General features: G+C 70.2%; 14 protein-coding genes and 1 pseudogene. 5 read left to right on the top strand and 10 right to left on the bottom strand.

Features of this window, described 5'->3' with window-relative positions:
* The first annotated feature begins 534 nt into the window (after window positions 1-534).
* From AMK11_RS16970 to AMK11_RS16950, 5 genes and pseudogenes are all read left to right on the top strand, one after another.
* Window positions 535-2688 carry a DUF3289 family protein gene (locus AMK11_RS16970; protein ID WP_073727868.1) on the top strand — a complete coding sequence of 718 codons (2154 nt, stop codon included), beginning with the start codon at window positions 535-537 and terminating at the stop codon, window positions 2686-2688.
* A gap of 13 nt (window positions 2689-2701) precedes the next feature.
* Complete coding sequence (locus AMK11_RS16965) at window positions 2702-3274, top strand: hypothetical protein (protein ID WP_198941383.1); 573 nt, start codon at window positions 2702-2704, stop codon at window positions 3272-3274.
* Between the two features lie 173 nt (window positions 3275-3447).
* The gene (locus AMK11_RS39220; RefSeq protein ID WP_443333927.1) at window positions 3448-3870 is read left to right on the top strand and encodes a DUF4406 domain-containing protein; all 423 of its coding nucleotides are present in this window, start codon (window positions 3448-3450) and stop codon (window positions 3868-3870) included.
* A pseudogene (locus AMK11_RS16955) lies at window positions 3867-4532 on the top strand (NUDIX domain-containing protein); the annotation flags it as partial. The gene AMK11_RS39220 and the pseudogene AMK11_RS16955, both read left to right, overlap by 4 nt.
* A 409-nt stretch (window positions 4533-4941) precedes the next feature.
* Window positions 4942-6390, top strand: coding sequence for an alanine/glycine:cation symporter family protein (locus tag AMK11_RS16950; protein WP_073727864.1), 1449 nt, complete (start codon window positions 4942-4944; stop codon window positions 6388-6390).
* Window positions 6391-6513: 123 nt separating this feature from the next.
* Here the strand turns inward: AMK11_RS16950 and AMK11_RS16945 are convergent, their stop codons facing one another.
* The 10 genes from AMK11_RS16945 to AMK11_RS16895 all read right to left on the bottom strand — a co-directional run bounded on the left by AMK11_RS16945 (window position 6514) and on the right by AMK11_RS16895 (window position 16937).
* Window positions 6514-6843: a hypothetical protein gene (locus tag AMK11_RS16945; protein WP_143194585.1), complete on the bottom strand. Its 330-nt coding sequence runs from the start codon at window positions 6841-6843 to the stop codon at window positions 6514-6516.
* A gap of 261 nt (window positions 6844-7104) precedes the next feature.
* Window positions 7105-8526 (bottom strand): NADH-quinone oxidoreductase subunit N, encoded by a 1422-nt coding sequence (locus tag AMK11_RS16940; protein ID WP_073727860.1) that lies wholly within the window; start codon window positions 8524-8526, stop codon window positions 7105-7107.
* Window positions 8523-10028 (bottom strand): complex I subunit 4 family protein, encoded by a 1506-nt coding sequence (locus AMK11_RS16935; RefSeq protein ID WP_073727858.1) that lies wholly within the window; start codon window positions 10026-10028, stop codon window positions 8523-8525. Before AMK11_RS16935 ends, AMK11_RS16940 begins: the two co-directional genes overlap by 4 nt.
* A gap of 5 nt (window positions 10029-10033) precedes the next feature.
* Complete coding sequence (locus AMK11_RS16930) at window positions 10034-11905, bottom strand: NADH-quinone oxidoreductase subunit 5 family protein (RefSeq protein WP_073727856.1); 1872 nt, start codon at window positions 11903-11905, stop codon at window positions 10034-10036.
* Window positions 11902-12207, bottom strand: coding sequence for an NADH-quinone oxidoreductase subunit NuoK (locus AMK11_RS16925; protein WP_073727854.1), 306 nt, complete (start codon window positions 12205-12207; stop codon window positions 11902-11904). The genes AMK11_RS16930 and AMK11_RS16925 overlap by 4 nt, the downstream gene beginning before the upstream one ends.
* Entirely contained in the window at window positions 12204-12773 is a 570-nt protein-coding gene (locus AMK11_RS16920; RefSeq protein ID WP_073727852.1) for an NADH-quinone oxidoreductase subunit J family protein, read from the bottom strand. Before AMK11_RS16920 ends, AMK11_RS16925 begins: the two co-directional genes overlap by 4 nt.
* A gap of 13 nt (window positions 12774-12786) precedes the next feature.
* Entirely contained in the window at window positions 12787-13716 is a 930-nt protein-coding gene (locus tag AMK11_RS16915; RefSeq protein WP_443333926.1) for an NADH-quinone oxidoreductase subunit H, read from the bottom strand.
* Entirely contained in the window at window positions 13709-14971 is a 1263-nt protein-coding gene (locus tag AMK11_RS16910; protein ID WP_073727850.1) for a hypothetical protein, read from the bottom strand. The genes AMK11_RS16915 and AMK11_RS16910 overlap by 8 nt, the downstream gene beginning before the upstream one ends.
* Window positions 14962-15312, bottom strand: a complete 351-nt coding sequence (locus AMK11_RS16905) for an NADH-quinone oxidoreductase subunit A (protein WP_073727848.1) — start codon at window positions 15310-15312, stop codon at window positions 14962-14964. The genes AMK11_RS16910 and AMK11_RS16905 overlap by 10 nt, the downstream gene beginning before the upstream one ends.
* Window positions 15313-16235: 923 nt before the next feature.
* Window positions 16236-16937, bottom strand: coding sequence for a hypothetical protein (locus AMK11_RS16895; RefSeq protein WP_073727844.1), 702 nt, complete (start codon window positions 16935-16937; stop codon window positions 16236-16238).
* Window positions 16938-17234 lie beyond the last annotated feature (297 nt).

Raw genomic sequence — 17234 nt, 5'->3', positions numbered from 1 at the left:
CCGCCCGGCCTTGGGGAATCGGCGGGAGGTTCGGGCGTGGGAACGAGCCCGGCGGTGGCCTCGGAAACGGTGCCGGAGAGTGTTCCGGGCACGGCGATTTCGTCGGCGTAGTCCTCGACAGCTCGCTCCGCACAACTCAGCCGCCGCCGCAGAACAAGAGGTCTGGGCACCTGCTCTTCGAAGCCGTCTCGATGGGAGGCCTCTGCAGCTCGGGTGCCCACGGCGCCTTCGGAAGGCTGTGGGCATGTGAGCCACACCATCCAAGCCATCGCCAGCTTGGTCTCCCACCAGCGGACAGCAGATCTGAACCTGGCACGACAGACGTGGCCACGGGCCACACCGAAGTCCGCGACGTCTCACCGCCAACCGCGCACGAGCTCGTTACGGACCTCCCAAACGTCTCAATTTCGCCTCCGCCACACCTTGGGAACCATCCCCCACATCTGTTAGCTTCCCCGCGAACTGCCGTGGCACAACAGCAGCTTCGGGACAACAGGCATGTCTCCAGACATGGCTTCAGACATGGGAGGCCCCATGAACAGAAGCGCCACCGTGCCCCTCGGCGCGGCTCTACTCCTTCTCCTCGGCACGGCCGTGCCCGCCGCCGCGGGACCCCCCGGCGACGGCGCGGCCACCGACGGGGCGACGCTCTACCGCGACAACACGGTCGACGTCTCCTACCGCCAGATCGCCCCCGGCGACGCGGCGTGGAGCCAGGTTCCGGCCGCCCTCCGCGGCAGTGCGACGACGGAGGGCTCGTACGTCGCCCGGCTCCAGCTCGAGAACGTCTCCGATCACCCCGTTTCCAAATGGTCGCTGACCTTCGAACTCTCCGACCGCATCACGGACACCTCCGCCGCGAAGCTCGCCGCCCAGGACGCGCGCACGACGCTCCAGGGCTTCGGCCCCACGAACACCCTCCAGCCGGGCAGGACCGAGACCGTCTGGTATCGCGCCGAGCCCGGCGCCAAGGCCGATACCCCGACCTGGGCGTCCTTTGCCAAGCACGGCATCTCGCCGACGGAGGACACAGACGGCGACCGCCTCCCCGACGACCTGGAGGTGCGCGCCAAGCTCGACCCCAAGTCCGAGGACACCGACGGCGACGGCCTCTCCGACTTCGCCGAGCTCGGCTACCGCTTCAGCACGCCGCTCAAGGCCGACACCGACGGCGACGGCACCAAGGACGGCGCCGAGGACCCCGACGAGGACGGCCTCACGGCCGCCCGCGAGCTCGAGCTGCGCACCACGCCCACCCGCGCCGACACCGACCAGGACGGCCTCGCGGACGCCCGCGAACTGGAGCTCCGCACGGAGCCCACCAAGGCCGACACCGACGGCGACGGCGTCCAAGACGGTGAGGAGATGCGGCTCAACGCCTCCCCCCGCGCCAAGAACTCCGCCTTCGACGTGACCCGCCGCGCGGACGGCGGCGCCACCGCCGCCGAGGCCACGCTCAAAGACCTGCGCGCCAAGCAGGTCGGCGGCTTCCAGGTCACCAAGCTCCCTGCCGAGCAGCGGGAATTCCCGGAGTCCACTCCGGGCTACCTCGGCAACGGCTTCCAGGTCTCCGCCCCCGCGGACCGCGCCGCAAGGCTCACCTTCCGTCTCGACCCCGACCGTATGGAGGGCACGGCACCGGCCCTCTACCGCTACGACGAGAAGGCCCGCCACCTCGTCAAGCAGTCGGGCCAGCAGCGCAGCGGCAGCACGATCACGGTCACCGCCACGGCCGGCGGCTCCGCCAAGTACGTCGTCCTCGACAGCCACTCCTTCGACAAGGCAGGTCCCACGGCCCCTGGCAAGCGAATCCTCGCCGACGGCGGAGCCCCGAGCGACCCGCCCCCGACCGACATGCTGATCCACCAGTCGTCCTTCCGCGAGGGCCGCCGCAAGGCCCCCGACCCCCAGCACCCGCCCGTCCCGGCCGACCCGCGCGTCGCCGACGACCTCACCTTCAACGACTACGACTTCGGCGAACTCACCGACCTCGGCTGGGAGTTCTGGGTCGCCCGCATCACGCCCGAGTCCTTGATGTGGGCCGAGTTCAACGACATCATGAACTTCGGCAAGTTCGGCGCCGACACCGACTACGCGCAGTCCGTCGACGACCTCCGTGACGCCTTCCGCTACGGCCGCGACGGCCAGAGCGCGGGCACGGTCACTGTCGACGACAACTTCGACCCCGGCCGCTTCCTCTACCGCGGCTCCGGCACGGCCCTCTCCCGCGCCGTCGGCGACTCGCCACAAGAGAAGACCTACACCGACAAGGCCATCCAGATCATCAAGCAGTCCCTCATCGACAACAAGGGCCGCACCGATCAGCTCAAGGTCCAAGAGGACCTCTCCAAGAACTTCCTCTTCCAGGAGTTCCTCCGCCAGGACCTGAAGTACCCGGTGTACGACTTCTCGCTCTGGGACGCCAACCAGCGTGCCCTCTCCATCGCGATCCACCAGTTCCACGGCCACACGATCACGCTGAAGGACTACAAGGTCGAGGGCAACTCCTTCTCCGGCAAGCTCGTCTTCCACTCCTACGACCACTTCGGTCTCGACCCGGACGACGAGATCACGGAGTACGGCTTCATCGACTGGTTTACGCTCCAGCACTATGACCGGTTCGACGGGAAGTACCCCCCGGCGATCGCGCAGGCGGACATCGAGATCCCCATCAGCGGCACGTTCTGACCTCGCCGACCTGATGCCTCACAGGCGCTCGCCGGGCCGGGTCCTGGCCATCACGCTGCTCGTCGTGACGGCCGGGTACCTGGCCTGGCGGGTCGCCGTCCTCGCGGGCCTGGAGGACCAGTTCGGCAGCGGCCTCGACGAGCAGCGCTTCAACCGGCTGCAGCAGGAGTACAACCGCCGTGAGGACGCCTTCGCCCGGGCCGATGCCCGGATGAGGGAGCTGATCGCGGAACACCCCCGCGCCGAACGCATCGACTGGAGCGGGTACCGGACCTGCGTCCGCGAGCCCGACCGCCCCTCCGACACGTGTACGACGACGCCTCCGCGCGACCAGAAGGTGTACGACGCCCTCTGGGGCGTCAGCGTGATCCTCTACCAGTCCAAGGACGAGGGCCGCACGTTCTACCGCTTCTACCACGAGGACCCCCCGCGCTACACGATCATGCGCGCCCCCAAGGACACCGCGGAGGAGGCCGAGGAGTACGCGGACGCCCACGGCTTTCGCTCCACCCGCCCCCTCGGCCCTGGCTGGACGATCCTCGGCCCGATCGACGATATCGGCCGCGAGGAGAAGCAGTTCCCGTAGTTGGGCTCACGTAATGCTTCGCCGGGAAGCAGCAGGCACGACAGGAGCCCCACGATGGAGGCCGAGTCAAGCTCTGGGGTTCGGCGGGTCAAGGCACATGCAGATGCCGTGGCGGAGTTCCCCTACGACTGACGGCTGCCGGTCAAGCTCAATGAGCTCTTCCCAGCTTCACGATGGGGCGGAGCAGAGGCTGTGCAGCGGGTTTCCGTGGTAGGGCACCGGCAGACGCTCGATGTCTCACCGCTTACCGTGCACGAGCTCGGCCGGAGGAACCGCTTCCGTCGGCGGCGTGGTGGAGGAAGGCGGATGCGAGAGCGGTCAGGGCGCCGTTCGCCGCGGGGCACCTCCCCGTCATCGGGGAGTGGATCGCCCTGCCCGTTCTGCGCTCGGCCGGCGCGGCTCCCACCGACCCTCTCGCCGACCATGTGCTGTACCCGACCGCCGAGCGCCTGCTGGCCCGCTGCGACGCCGTGCTGCGGCTGCCCGGCGACTCCACCGGCGCCGACCAGGACGTCGCCCTCGCCCGCCGCCGCGGACTGCCCGTCTACCACGACATCGCGCAGATCCCGGCCCTCGACCGACAGGGGGCCGCGTGAAGCCCCGCCCCGGTGTGGACACCCCGGACCACCGCGGCCGTACCGGGCTCGACCGAGCCGGGCGCGACCTCGACCGCAACCCCGCCGTCCGGGTGCGCGATGTCGAGCTGACCTCCCAGGGCTGGCACGTCCTGCGCCGCACCACCTTCGACTACCGCCGCCGCGACGGACACTGGGAAACACAGGTGCGCGAGACGTACGACCGCGGCAACGGCGCCGTCGTCCTGCCCTACGACACCGCACGCGGCCGGGTCCTGCTCACCCGCCAGTTCCGCTACCCCGCTTACGTCAACGACCACCCCGACGGCATGCTCGTCGAAGCCGCGGCCGGCCTCCTCGACGCCGACGACCCGCACACCGCGATACGCCGCGAGGCGGCCGAGGAACTCGGTGTCACCCTCGGCCCGCTCACCCACGTCCTCGACGCCTACATGAGCCCCGGGTCCGTCGCCGAACGCCTCCACTTCTTCGCCGCCCCCTACACCCCCGCCGACCGCACCGGAACCGGCGGCGGAGTAGAAGAGGAAGGCGAGGACATCGAAGTCATCGAGCTGCCCTTCACCGAAACCCTCGACATGACCCGCGACGGCCGCATCACCGACGGCAAGACCGTCCTGCTCCTGCAATGGGCGGCCCTGCACGGCCCCTTCGCCCCGCACCCCACCGGCGGCGGCTCCGGGACCGGCCCTGAGCGGCGTGACGCACCACTTGTTCTGGCGAAAGTGACGGACCAGGGGCGGGCCCCGGACGGACGCGCGGGGCGGGCAGGCGTCGCGGACTCCCCGACGCGGTGGCCCTCCCCTGCCAACGGCGCCGGTGACCGCGGGGCAGGCACCGACGACCAGTTCCGACGACGGTCCGCCCAGTGGCTTCTCGCCGGTGCCAGATTCGTGTGAGGTAGAGCACGTTCAGAAACTATAGGCAGGGGCTACGACGCCAGCCTAGGGTCCTGGGGTTTGCGGAGCCTTTGCCTCCGCGCCATCCGGCCCGGCCGTCCGTTCCGTACACGACCTGTGCGCATGCGGAAGCCGGGTCGAATCCCCGACTCACGAGGAACCGGGAAGCACTCGCATGAGCACGTTGGAAGCCTGGGTCGTCGACCTCAACGACGCCTTCTGGACATATCTGCTGATTCCGCTGGTCGCCGTAGTCGGCGTCTGGTTCACATTGCGTTCAAAGGGCGTGCAGATCCGCCTGATCCCGGAGATGTTCCGGGTCTTCAAGGACAAGCCGCAGTCCGGCGTCAGCCCCTTCGGTGCCTTCACCATCTCCGCCGCCGCGCGGATCGGCACCGGCAACATCGCCGGCGTGGCCACCGCTATCACCATGGGCGGCCCCGGAGCCGTCTTCTGGATGTGGATGATGGCCCTGATCGGCGGTGCCTCGGCGTTCGTCGAGTCGGTCCTGGCGCAGTTGTACAAGGTGCGCGACACCGAACCCGGTACATACCGAGGAGGCCCGGCCTACTACATGCAGAAGGCGCTCGGAATGCGCTGGCTCGGCGTGGTCTTCGCCGTGCTGATCACGCTGACGTTCGGGTTCGTGCTGACGGCGGTGCAGTCCAACACCATCACGGTGGCGACGAAGGGCTCCTTCGACTCGGACGCTTCCTGGTTCAACCCCGTCCTCGGCATTGTGCTCGCCGTGCTGCTCGCACTGGCGGTGTTCTTCGGAGTGAAGCGCCTGACTGCCGTCACCAAGGTCATCATCCCGGTGATGGCCGGGCTCTACCTGCTGGTCGGTCTGGTCATCGTGCTCCTCAACCTGGGCAGCGTGCCGGGCATGCTCGGCGACATCATCGGCGGGGCCTTCGGCTTCCGCGAGGTCGCGGGGGGCGCCGTGGGTACGGCGATCCTGCAGGGCGTGCGGCGCGGCATGTTCTCCAACGAGGCGGGCATGGGCTCCGCCCCGAACGCCGCCGCGTCCGCGGAGACCACCCACCCGGTCAAGCAGGGCCTGGTCCAGACCCTCGGCGTCTACTTCGACACCCTGGTCATCTGCACCATGACCGCCTTCGTGATCCTGTCCGCCAACCCGACCCTCGGTGAGCGCGGCGGCGCGGACGTCACGCAGTCCGCCTTCACCAGCACGCTCGGCGACTGGGCGGGTCACCTGCTGACCCTGGTGGTCTTCATGGTCGCCTTCAGCTCCATGATCGGTAACTACTACTACGGCGAGTCCAACATCCAGTTCATCACGCGCAGCAAGAGCGTGATGCACTCGTACCGCGCCGTGGTCATCGCCTGCGCCGTCCTCGGCGCGATCGGCTCCGTCCCGCTGGTCTGGAGCCTCGCGGACGTCACGATGGGCGCGATGGTCCTGGTCAACCTGATCGCGATCGTCCCCCTCGGCGCGGTCGCCTTCCGCCTCCTCGACGACTACATGGCCCAGCGCAGCCAGGGCCTCGACCCGGTCTTCCGAAAGGACCAGGTGCCGGGCCTGCGCGGCGAGGTGGAGTGCTGGGGGACATCGGACGAGGACTCCGTCCCGAAGGAGCGGACGCCTGCAGGCTCACTCTGACACGAACGCGCCCCGGAGCGGCCGTACGCGTCGAAGGGCGGCATCACGGGAGGGGTGCCGCCCTCGGGCGTCACGGGGCCGGACACGGAGGCGACGCGACGGGGTGCATCGCCTCCGCACCGTTCAGCGCTCGACGTGCGAGGACCGCCTGAAGCGGCCGGCGGCGTAGGTGGCCGACATGCGCGTGCTGCGGTCAGCGAAGGAGTCTGCCGTGAGGGCCGCACACCGGCGAAAAGCCGGCTCAAGGCCGTGCTCGTCGGAGTCGATCCCGTGCTGCGCAAGGCACTCTTGCAGGCCTACGCCGCCCTCTTCCGCATCGTCGTGACCCGTTTTCGCCGAGATGCCCGTACACGTCTCCGTCTCGAACGACGCACAAAAGAAGGCATGCCGAGAAGCGAAAGCATCCGCTGCCTCAAACGTTGCGTCGCCCGCGAGAGTTGCCGTCACATCCAACCGACCTCATCTCCTGCCGCCTTGTGCTGCCGCTTGAGCAACATAGGGCCTCCTCAACGACCACAAAGCCGCCGGCCTGCGTGAGTTCGCCGCCTCCCGGGCCTGGCTCACGATCTGAGCTTGTCTTTCAACCCGCTGCGTGCAACCCATGGGCCAGGCGTCGAGCTTCCTCGATCCAGTCGATCGTCATCCGGGTGAAGGTAGCCAGGAGCTCAGTGTCTCCGCGGACGTCGACCGCCATCCGAAGGATGGGACGCGACTTCACCGCAGCAGCGGTCCCTCGGCGGCACTGAGGACAGCCTGCCCGGCGATGCCGAGGGACAGAGAGAGGGCGGCTGCCAGGTAAGCGGTGACGGCGAGCAGGCGTGCCGAGCCCGCACGCGCATCGCCGGGTGCGGCGTCCGTGGTGAGGAACACGGGTCCGAGCCAGCGCAGGTAGAAGAAGAGAGAGGCGACAGTGTTGGCGACGGCGAGGACGGCGAGCCAGGTGTGGCCGCCGTCGATGGTCGCAGTGAAGATCTCCAGCTTGCCGAGGAAGACGCCGGTGGGAGGCGTGCCGACCAGGCCCAGCAGACAGACGACGAGTACGGCCGCGAGGCCGGGTCGGTGGCGGGCGAGGCCTCGGTAGTCGGCGAGAGCACGGGCCCGGGGAAGTGCCGTTACGACGGCGAAGGCGCCGAGGTTGGTGACGGTGTAGGCGGCCAGGTAGAGCAGCAGGCTCTGCTGGGCGGTGTCGCTGCGCGTGGTGATGGCCACAGCCATGAGGAGGTAGCCGACCTGGCTGATCGTGGAATAGGCGAGCAGGCGTTTGACAGAGGTCTGGAAGAACGCCGCGAGATTGCCCAGGGTCATGGTGACCGCGGCGAGGATCGCGAGGAGCAGCGACCAGTTGACGTCGCTGTCGGCAATCGCTTGGTGCAGCAGTCGGTAACCGGCGATCAGACCACCGACTTTGGGCAGGGTGGTGACGTACGCGGCGACGGGTGCCGGTGCCCCGTCGGTGACGTCGGGCACCCAGAAGTGGGCCGGGACCGCGCCGATCTTGAAGAGCAGACCGGCGAGGACGCCGACGAGCCCGACGGCGACGAGCCCGTACGGTGCGGAGGGCAGGGTCCTGGCGAGTTCGCTGTAGTGGGTGGCATGGCCGGCGCTGTAGAGGAGCGCGGTGCCGGCGAGCATGGTGATGCCCAGCAGGGCGCCCATCAGGTAGTACTTCAGGGCGGCTTCGGTGCCGGGGGCGTCCTTGGCGAAACCGGCGAGTGCGTAGGCGGGGACGCCGGCCAGCAGGTAGGCGGCGAACAGCATCAGCAGGTCGTTCGCGCCGATGAGGGCGAGGGTGCCGGCACCGGTCATCAGGAGCAGTACCCAGTACTCGGTTTCGCGCTTGTGACCCCTTACGGTCGCCACCGACATGCCGATGATCAGCAGCAGGGCGACGAGAACGATCAGCCGGCCGATGCCGGTGACGGCGTCGACGGCGAACGCGGCGGCGAAGACCGTTTGTTCGCCGCCGGTGGCCATGGTGACTGCGGTGGCCGTCAGGCCGGTCGCGCAGGCGGCGGCTGCGAGTACGGCCACGAGCCACTGGCGTCGGCGGGGCAGCCAGGAGCCGGTCAGGAGGCCGATGACGGCGGCGCCGAGGAGGGCGGTCTCGGGGATGAGGGCGGCCAGGTTCTCGTTCACCGCGCCACCAGGCCGGTCAGGGTGCGGCTGGCCGGTTCGACGACGTCCAGCAGCCAGCGCGGTGCGACGCCGATCACGAGGGCCACCGCGAGCAGCGGCACCGTGGACAGGACCTCGGCCCTTCTCAGGTCGCGGATTCCGCCGGTGGGGATGGTCTCGGGCAGGCGGGGGGCGCCGAGGAACATACGCCGCAGTGCGGTCAGGAACAGGGCGGCGGTGATCAGGATGCCGGTCACGGCGATGGCAGTGGCTACCGCGTGGGAGGCGAGGCTGCCGGTGAAGATCTGGAATTCGGCGATGAAGCCGGAGAATCCCGGGATGCCGAGGCTGGCGAACGCGGCGACCGCGGTGACCGCCGCGAAGCGCGGGGCGTGAGCGGCCAGTCCGGAGTACGAGGACATCGCGTAGGTGTGTCCGCGGTCGTAGAGCACGCCGGCGAGCAGGAAGAGCGTGGCCGTGATCAGGCCGTGGCTGATCATCTGGGTGACCGCTCCGGTCACCGCCAAGGTGCGCGCCTGGGCGTCGCTGCCCGCGAGTGTCCCGGCGGCGCCGACGGCCAGGACGACGTAGCCCATGTGGTTGACCGACGTGTAGGCGATCATGCGTTTGAAGTCCGTCTGCGCCAACGCCACCAGGGCCCCGTAGACGACGGACACGGCTCCGACGATCACGATGACGAGCGCGTAGTGGCGCCAGCTGCCGGGCAGCAGGGGCATGGCGATGCGGACGAACCCGTACGTGCCCATCTTCAGCAGGACTCCGGCGAGAATCGCCGAGCCGGCGGCGGGGGCGTCGGTGTGGGCGGGCGGCAGCCAGGTGTGGAAGGGCACCGTCGGAGTCTTGATCGCCAGTCCGACGCCGATGGCGAGCAGTACCAGGCCCGCGTACGGGCCGCGTCCGGCCAGCGGGTTCACGCGGGTGAGGTCGACGATGTCGAAGGTGTGCGGGTCGGCCGCCAGGTACAGGCCGATGAAGCCGAGCAGGAGGGCGAGCGAGCCGACGAAGGTGTAAAGGAAGAACTTCAGCGCCGCGGCCCGAGCGTGTTCGCCGTGCCCCCATCCCGCGATGACGAAGAACATGCCGACGATCGAGAGGTCGAAGAAGACGAAGAACAGGATGAGATCGAGGGCGACGAACAGACCGATGGCGGTGGTCTGCAGAAACAGGAAGAGGCAGACGTACGAGCGTACTCGGCGCCTCTCGCGCAGGGAATGGACGGCGACGGCCAGGAACAGCAGGCAGGTCATGGCGACCAGGGGCAGGGACAGACCGTCGACGCCCACGTGGTACCCGACTCCCGCGCTGGGGATCCAGCGCGCCCGCTGCTCGTACTGCATCCCTCCGTCGGTGTCGTACCCGGCCCACAGGCCGACGACCAGGGCCAGGTCCACGGCAGCGGTGGCGATCCACACCCATACGTACGCCCGCTCGGGCAGGGTGCGCGGCAGGAACGGCAGCACCGCGCACACCACCAGCGGCAGGAACATGACGACGCTCAGCACAGGGGTTACCTCACCAACAGGATGATCAGGACCAGTACGGCGAAGCCCACGGCCGCCTGTGCGTAGTACTGGTGCAGCAGTCCGGTCTGTGGGCGGCGCGCCCATCGGCCCAGGCTCCGCGCGCTGGTGGCGACGGCCCGTACGGCGCCGTCGACGACGCCGTCGTCCAGACGGCGCGCGAGCCGGGACGCCGCGAGGCCGCCACGGGCGGTCTGCCGTACGGCGCCGTCGACGACGCGGTCGTCGACGGCGGCCAGCGTGCGCGCGAGGCCCAGCACCGGGCGGGCCACGACGAGCCGCGCGGCCTGCTCCAGGTACAGCCACCCGTGAGCCGCACGGACGGCGGCGCGTGGTGCGGGTGCCGGGCGGGACGCCCGCCGCCAGGCCAGGCCGGCGGCGGCGAGCGTCACCCCGGCGGACAGGCCGAGCTCCCACGGCTCGGGGGACGGCTCGCCCGGGGTACCGACCAGTCCTTTCAGCCAGGACGCCGGTCCCGGCAGGGCCAGCACTCCCAGTACCGCCGCGGCGAGGGTGAGGGCGAGGAGCGGGCCCGGTGTCGTACGGGCGACGCGCCGGGTGCCGCGCCTTTCGGTGTCGTATGCGCGTCCCGCGTCGTCCGGGAGGGGGCGGGTGACGTACCAGACGGCCTTGACGCTGTACACGGCGGCGACGGCCGCCGCCGCGAGTCCCACCGCGTACAGCGCGGTGCTCTCGGTGCGGGCGGTGGCGAGCACTTCGTCCTTGGCCGCCCAGAGGGACAGGGGCGGCAACCCGGCCAGGGTGAGCGCGCCCGCCGTGAAGGCCACGCCGACCCATCGGTGAGCGCGGGCCGCCCCGCGCAGCGCGGTCAACCGCTTGGTGCCCAGCGCGGTCAGCCAGGCCCCCGCGGCAAGGAACAGACCTGACTTGGTGGCGGCGTGGGCGACCAGCTGCGTGGTGCCCGCGGCGACGCCGCCGCTGCCCGCGGCCAGCACCATGAAGCCGATCTGTGCCGAGGTGGAGGCCGCGAGGAGCTGCTTGAGGTCGGTCTGGGCCACCGCGACCAGCCCCAGGACGAGGGCGGTGGCCGTACCGGTCCAGGCGACCAGGGGCCCCGCCCAGACCGTGGCGTCCAGCAGCGGGACGAGTCGAAGCAGCAGGTACGCGCCGGCGGCGACCATGGTCGCCGAGTGCAGCAGTGCCGAGACGGGGCTCGGCCCCTGCATGGCGCGCGACAGCCAGAACGAGAACGGCAGTTGCGCGGACTTGCCGAGGGCGGCCACCACGATGCCCCCGGTGATCACGTGCGGCCAGGGCGCATCCGCGTGCGGCAGAGCGTCCAGGCGCAGCGAGCCGACGCCGCCGGCCAGGGCGGCGCCGGCTGCCAGGTACAGTCCGAGATCGGCGGCACGGGTGGTGAGGAACGCGACATCGGCGGCTTCCGCCCGCTCCGGCTGCCGCCACCAGTAGCCGATCAGCGCCCAGCTGGTGGCGCCCATCACCTCCCAGGCCATCAGCAGCGGCGGCAGGGTGGTCGCCGTGACGGTGACGAGCATGGCACCGGCGAAGAGCAGCATGAGCCCGAAGAATCGGCCCTTGTTCTCGTGGGCGGCGAACTCCCCCCGTGCGAAGGCCAGCACGGCGGTGGTGACCGCGGCGACGGTGACCACCATCACCGCGGACAGGCCGTCCACCGCCAGCCCCGCCTCCATGCCGACGAACAGCGGCGCACTGGCGTCCGGCCGGGTCAGCGCGGCGGCGACCGCCGCACCGAGCGTGGTGACGGCGACCGTCACACCGATGGTGGGGACCAGGCTGCCCTTGCGGGGTCCGATGAGGGCAAGTGCCACTCCCCCGCCCAGCGGGAGGGCGACGAGCAGCCAGAGCACCGCGCTCATCCCTTCAGGTCCTCGGCCATGTCGGTCGTGTCGACCTGCCGGGCGCGGTAGATGGCGGTGGTGACGGCGAAGCCCATGGCCATCTCCACGGCCATCGCCACCACCGCCGCCACGATCACCACCTGGCCACTGCCGGCAGCGGGAGCAAGGAAGTACCAGAAGTCGGCGGCGGCGACGACGACCCCGCCGATCATCAACTCGATCCCCATCATGATCATGACGATGGACTGCTGGGAGAGGGCACCGAACAGGCCGGTGCAGAACAGCCCGGCCGCGAGGACCAGCAGGAGTTCGAACGTCATCGGCCCACGCCTCCGCCGGCCGGGTCCTTCGCGGGCCGCTGATCGAGGTCGTCACCGAAACGGTCGTAGCGTCCGCGGTGGGTGGCGAGGACGGTGGCGCCCACCATGGTGGCCAGAAGTACGAATCCGAGCGTGACCATGGTCAGCATCTGGTCGCCCATCAATGACATACCGACCTGGAAGGTGGAGTCCCTGGGGCGCGCTCCGGTGCGGTCGGGCCACGGAACCAGGAAGATTCCCGCAAGCAGGGCGGCGAACACGAGACCGCTGACGGCCAATGAGCCGCGCTTGTTGTGCAGCATCGACATCGGCATCAGACCGGCCGGATTCATCATGTACGCGATCATGAACACCGCCATGATCACCATCTCCATGACCATCATCAGCACGATCACCACGCCGAGATACGGCAACCGCAGTAGGGTCACCACCCCGCCTACGCACACCAGGGAGGCCAGGAGCGCGAAGGTGACCCGGGCCATGGAGTTCAAGGTGAAGACCAGGACCCCACCGGCCAGGGCGAGCACGCCCAGTACCCACAGCAGCACGGTGCCCGTCGTGCCCATGACGCGATCCTTTCTAGAGGCTGAGACTGACCAGGGCCGGCACCAGGGCTTGGAGGACGGCCAGTGGCAGGAGCACGACCCAGGCGAGTTCCACGTAGCGGTCGGCGCGGAGGACGGGTATCCGCCGCAGCATCCACACCAGCACCGCGAGTACCAGCAAGGTCTTGACCAGCGACCAGGCCCAGGGCGGCAGGCCCGGCCCGGCGCCACCGCCCAGGAAGAGCGGAACCGCCATCGCGGCCCCGGCCGCCAGCCACAGCCACCGCCCGGTCTGCAGCAGCAGCCGGTCCACCCCGGACGTCTCCCCCAGTACGCCGCCGGCGACATCGGACCCGGCCGGATACGCGAACGGACCCAGGAAACTGAAGGCCAGTACACCCGCCAGGTAGACGGCGAAGGCGAACGGCATCCACACCGCGTACCACAGGCCCTGCTGGGCGCCGGCGATGTCGGTCACCCGCAGTGACTGGGCGCCCGTGGCGGCCGAGATCAGCGCGAACATCAGCGGTAGCTCATAGGCGAGACCCTGGGCGAGGAAGCGGTAGCCACCGATCAGGGAGAACGCGGAGTTCGGCCCCCAGCCGGCCAGCCACAGTCCGGCCCAGGTCAGCACCTCCATGGCGTTGAACCACACCACTCCGACGGACAGGTCCGCGACGACGCGGCCGCCGAACGGGATGACCAACGTGGACAGTACGGCCGCCACCGGTACGGTGATCACGCCCGCCCGCCACAGCAGCCGGTCCGACGCGGGCAACCGCCGTGGCTGCGCCAGCAACGCCCGCGGCACGGCGAGAAGCGGCCGTACGGCGGTGCCGGCGGTGATCCGACGACCCGCGTTCCGGGCGTCCAGTGCCGCGTCGGCCGCCATGGCCAGCACCGCGAAGCCGAGCAGCATCGCCGGGGCGGCCGGCAGCGCCCACCACGTCCCCGGCTCAGCCACGGATCGCCTCCGGTCGGCACGCGGCCAGTTCGTCCGGATCCGGGTCGAGGCTGGCGACGATGAGCCGTGCCGTACCCAACTCGGCTCCCACCAGCAGGCGGGGAAGCAGCCTCGCCAGGGCGAGTGACGGCGGGCGTTCGGCGTCCCACCGCCCCCGCGAGCTCTCCTGCGCCACCGGGTCGAGGGGGGCGGTTGCGTCCATCCGCTGTACGTCGTCCATGACGTCGGTGAGCCACTGACGGTAGCGGGCCGGTACGTCCTCGCCGGCCGCCCGCACTGCGGGACCGGTGACACCGGCGGCTCGGGCGTCGGCCCGGGTCAGCAGGCCGACGTCTCGCGTCAGCCAGTACAGGACCCGTGACTGCCCGACCCGCCGGGCGAAGCGCTTCACCCGGGGCAGGACCGCCGAGGCGGGCGCCTCCTCCAGCAGGTCGTCGCGCAGACGCCGCGCCGTCACCGCCTCGGCGGACCAGCCGGCCACCGACAGCAGTCGGCCCAGACTGTCCAGGTGCGCCGCCGCCCGCCGCCGTGCGGCCTCCCCCACGCCCACCGGCTCGCCCCTGGCAGCCCGGAGCCACGGCCGGCTCCAGAAAGGGTCGGCCGAACTGCCGACGGGCGGCTCGTCGAGGACGGCCGCCTGGACGACGTCTCCCTGAAGCACCACACGCAGCGTCAGGCCGGCGGGCCAGTCGGCCAGAAAAGGGCCCAGCGGCACGTGCAGGCGGTCCAGCATCAGACCATCGCGGTCCTCCCCTCGCTCGGCCATGGCCAGTCCGCCCGGCATCTCCATGTCGCCATGACCGTGACCGGCGTGGTCGTCGTCGCTGTCGCCGTCCTCGAAGTCGAGTGTGCTCTCCTCCCGATCGGCCCGCACCGGTTCACCGTGCCCGTTCGGCCCCGCGCCGCAGTCGGCCGCTCGGTGGCCGGACTCGCCGTGGTCGCCCTCTGGCGCGCCGAGCCGGGCGCGGGCCGCTTCGAGCACCGCTGCCACCTCGTCGGCCGTCACCGCCCGCGCGCACATACGCGGCCGTGGCATGTCCTGCCACAACCGGTCCAGTGCCGGATCCAGCCGCGAACAGCCAGAACCCGCTACCAGCATGACGTCGGCTCCGGCCGGGGTCGACACCGACGGCCAGTCCCGCGACCTCAGGTCCTTCTCCGCGGCCAGCCGCACCGGCGTACCGCCCGGCGTGGTCACCAGCAGGACGCGTGGCCGGACGGCCGCCGCGCGGGTCAGAAAGGCGGTCAGGCCCACCGCAGGGCTCCTTCCCGCCATGCATGGACCACACCGGCGAGCAGGACGGCGAGGAAGACGAACATCTCGATGACCGCGCTGGGCCCCATCACGGAGATCACGAGCGTCCACGGGTACATGAAGACCATCTCCATGTCGAAGGCGAGGAAGAGCATCGTCACCGTGTACCAGCGCATGTGAAAGCGGCTGACCGCGTGCCCCGTCGGTTCCAGCCCCGAACCGAACGGCTGTGCGGGCAGCGGACCTTGCGAAACGCGAAGCGCCCAAGCCGCTCCGTACGCCGCCGCCACCGTCAGCAGGGCAAGGCCCAGCAGAGACAGCGCGGCAGTGGAGCCGCTCACTGGATGCCACCACCCAGGAGATCCGTCTCACAACCAGTCATCCATGCGTCGGGTCGCCCGTTGGCGGGCACGCTCCCGCCTGCACTCCGCGTCGAACACATCTGTCGCTCCGTTCCCGCCGCGCCGGAAGCGCTGTGTACCCCCCGGAGGCGAAGGCAGTCCCGGAGGGCACGAGCCGCACCGCGGCATGGACCGCGAAACGGCAGTCGGCCCGCTCAGTCACCCGGCGCCGAGTGCTACGGCCACGGTGCCCGACGTCCGCACATCGCGCGAGGCGGCGTGGTCCATCGGTGTCCACCACCACGGCCACTGCCACCACTCCACTGGGAGACGCCCGGCCCGCCGCCCCGACCGTCAGACCTTGCCACTGGGCCGCGGATACTCGCCCTGGCACGAGTTCCGAACGCCGGCGCACGGTGCGGGAAGACGGCAGTGTTCGGCGGCCGACACTGCCCGTCAGGCACCTGCCAAGGACGCGCAAGAGACGTGTAAGGTCCGTTGCGGGGTGGCGGGAAGCCTGGTCGGCGATCAGGGAACAGCTGTCTTCTTCGCGGTGTGGACGTGCTCGGTGGCTGGGTGGCTGTGCTGCCGAGCGGCACAGTTGCTGACCGAGATGGCCGGAAGTCCCGACATGCGTCCGCAGGCCCGGTCAGGGCGGACCACGACCGGCTCGGCGTTCGCTCTTGGGGCGTTGCCGCTGGCCGGCGCCTTGTATGCCGCGGCGGAGTGGGTAAGCCACTGACCCGTCTCTCTGCGGGAGGGGCGCGGCGAGTTGGTACCTGACCGGATGCACCACGCGGCGGCTGCCCTCTGCGGTAGCCCAGGGCCGCGACTGGACGCCTCCGCGCCGCGTCACCTCGGGTCTGTGCGGTTGCCGGGTGCAGCGATCCTGGCGATGCAGGGGGAGGATCGTCCTCCAGCCCTCAGATCGGCTTCTGAGCTGCCGGGCGGTCGAGCAACCGGAAGGATCGCACTACCGCGACGGCACAGGCGACCACCAGGTTGATGGCCCATCCGGCCAGACCTCTCAGCGCATCCACGACGCTTGTCCCGCTCTCGACGCCGCGCGGAGGGACCAGCCCTTTCGGGTCGTAGACGAGTGTCAGCGCGTCCCCGGGGCGGGTGGAGTGTGTGCAGCCTCGCCAGATCCGTGCTGTGGAGGGTGCTCCGTCACGGCTTGCCACCGAGCAGAGATAACGGTCCCGGGTCTTGGACGCGTCCTCACTCTCCTGGACGGATGTCACGACCACGGATCGTTCCTGCCCTCGTGCCGTCAGGACCACGCCGACGGCCGTCTGAGGCGTGTGCAGCGCGAGGCCCATGGCCAGGACCGCGACGATGCCCACCAGTGCCCGGCCGGCGCGTACCAGAAGCAGGTAGAGGACAAGGCTCAGCGCGCACACCACACCCACGTCGCCCGCGCGGAACGCGGCACTGCCGGTCCAGGCGCCGAAGAGACCGGCGCCCACGATCAGTCCCGTGCCCAGGACACCGGCGAAGAGGCCCTCTGCGATCAGCCACCAAGGCGGCAGGCCCGTGAACTCCGCCGGCCCCCAGACCTTGGACCGTACATAAGTCGCTGCCTGCGACTCGGCCGCGGACGGGTCCCGGCGCCGTCTGCTCATTCGTGGTACTCCTCACGCCCGCAACGGGCACGAGACCCGCCTCCGATTCATTGCATTATGCAAAACACGAAACGGTCTCGTCATTCCCAGCCGAGAGGGGATCCCCCGCGCCGGTTGCCGACACCGTGCGTACCGCGGCCCTGCCTGCCTACGGCACCGAGTCCGCGTTGCCCGAGGCCGGGCGCGCGATGCCCTTCGTCCGCCTCGTGACAGGCGTCCTTCCGCAAAGTACGTCGCCTCGGGTGCTTCCTGGGAAGTGCTGCCGCCCTCGCCGTTCTTCTGGAACTCTTCTCCGGC

Origin of the sequence: Streptomyces sp. CB02414 (assembly GCF_001905385.1) — a bacterium.
Lineage (GTDB): Bacteria > Actinomycetota > Actinomycetes > Streptomycetales > Streptomycetaceae > Streptomyces.
Note: the sequence above shows the minus strand (reverse complement) of the source record. Positions and strands in the feature narration are given on the sequence as shown.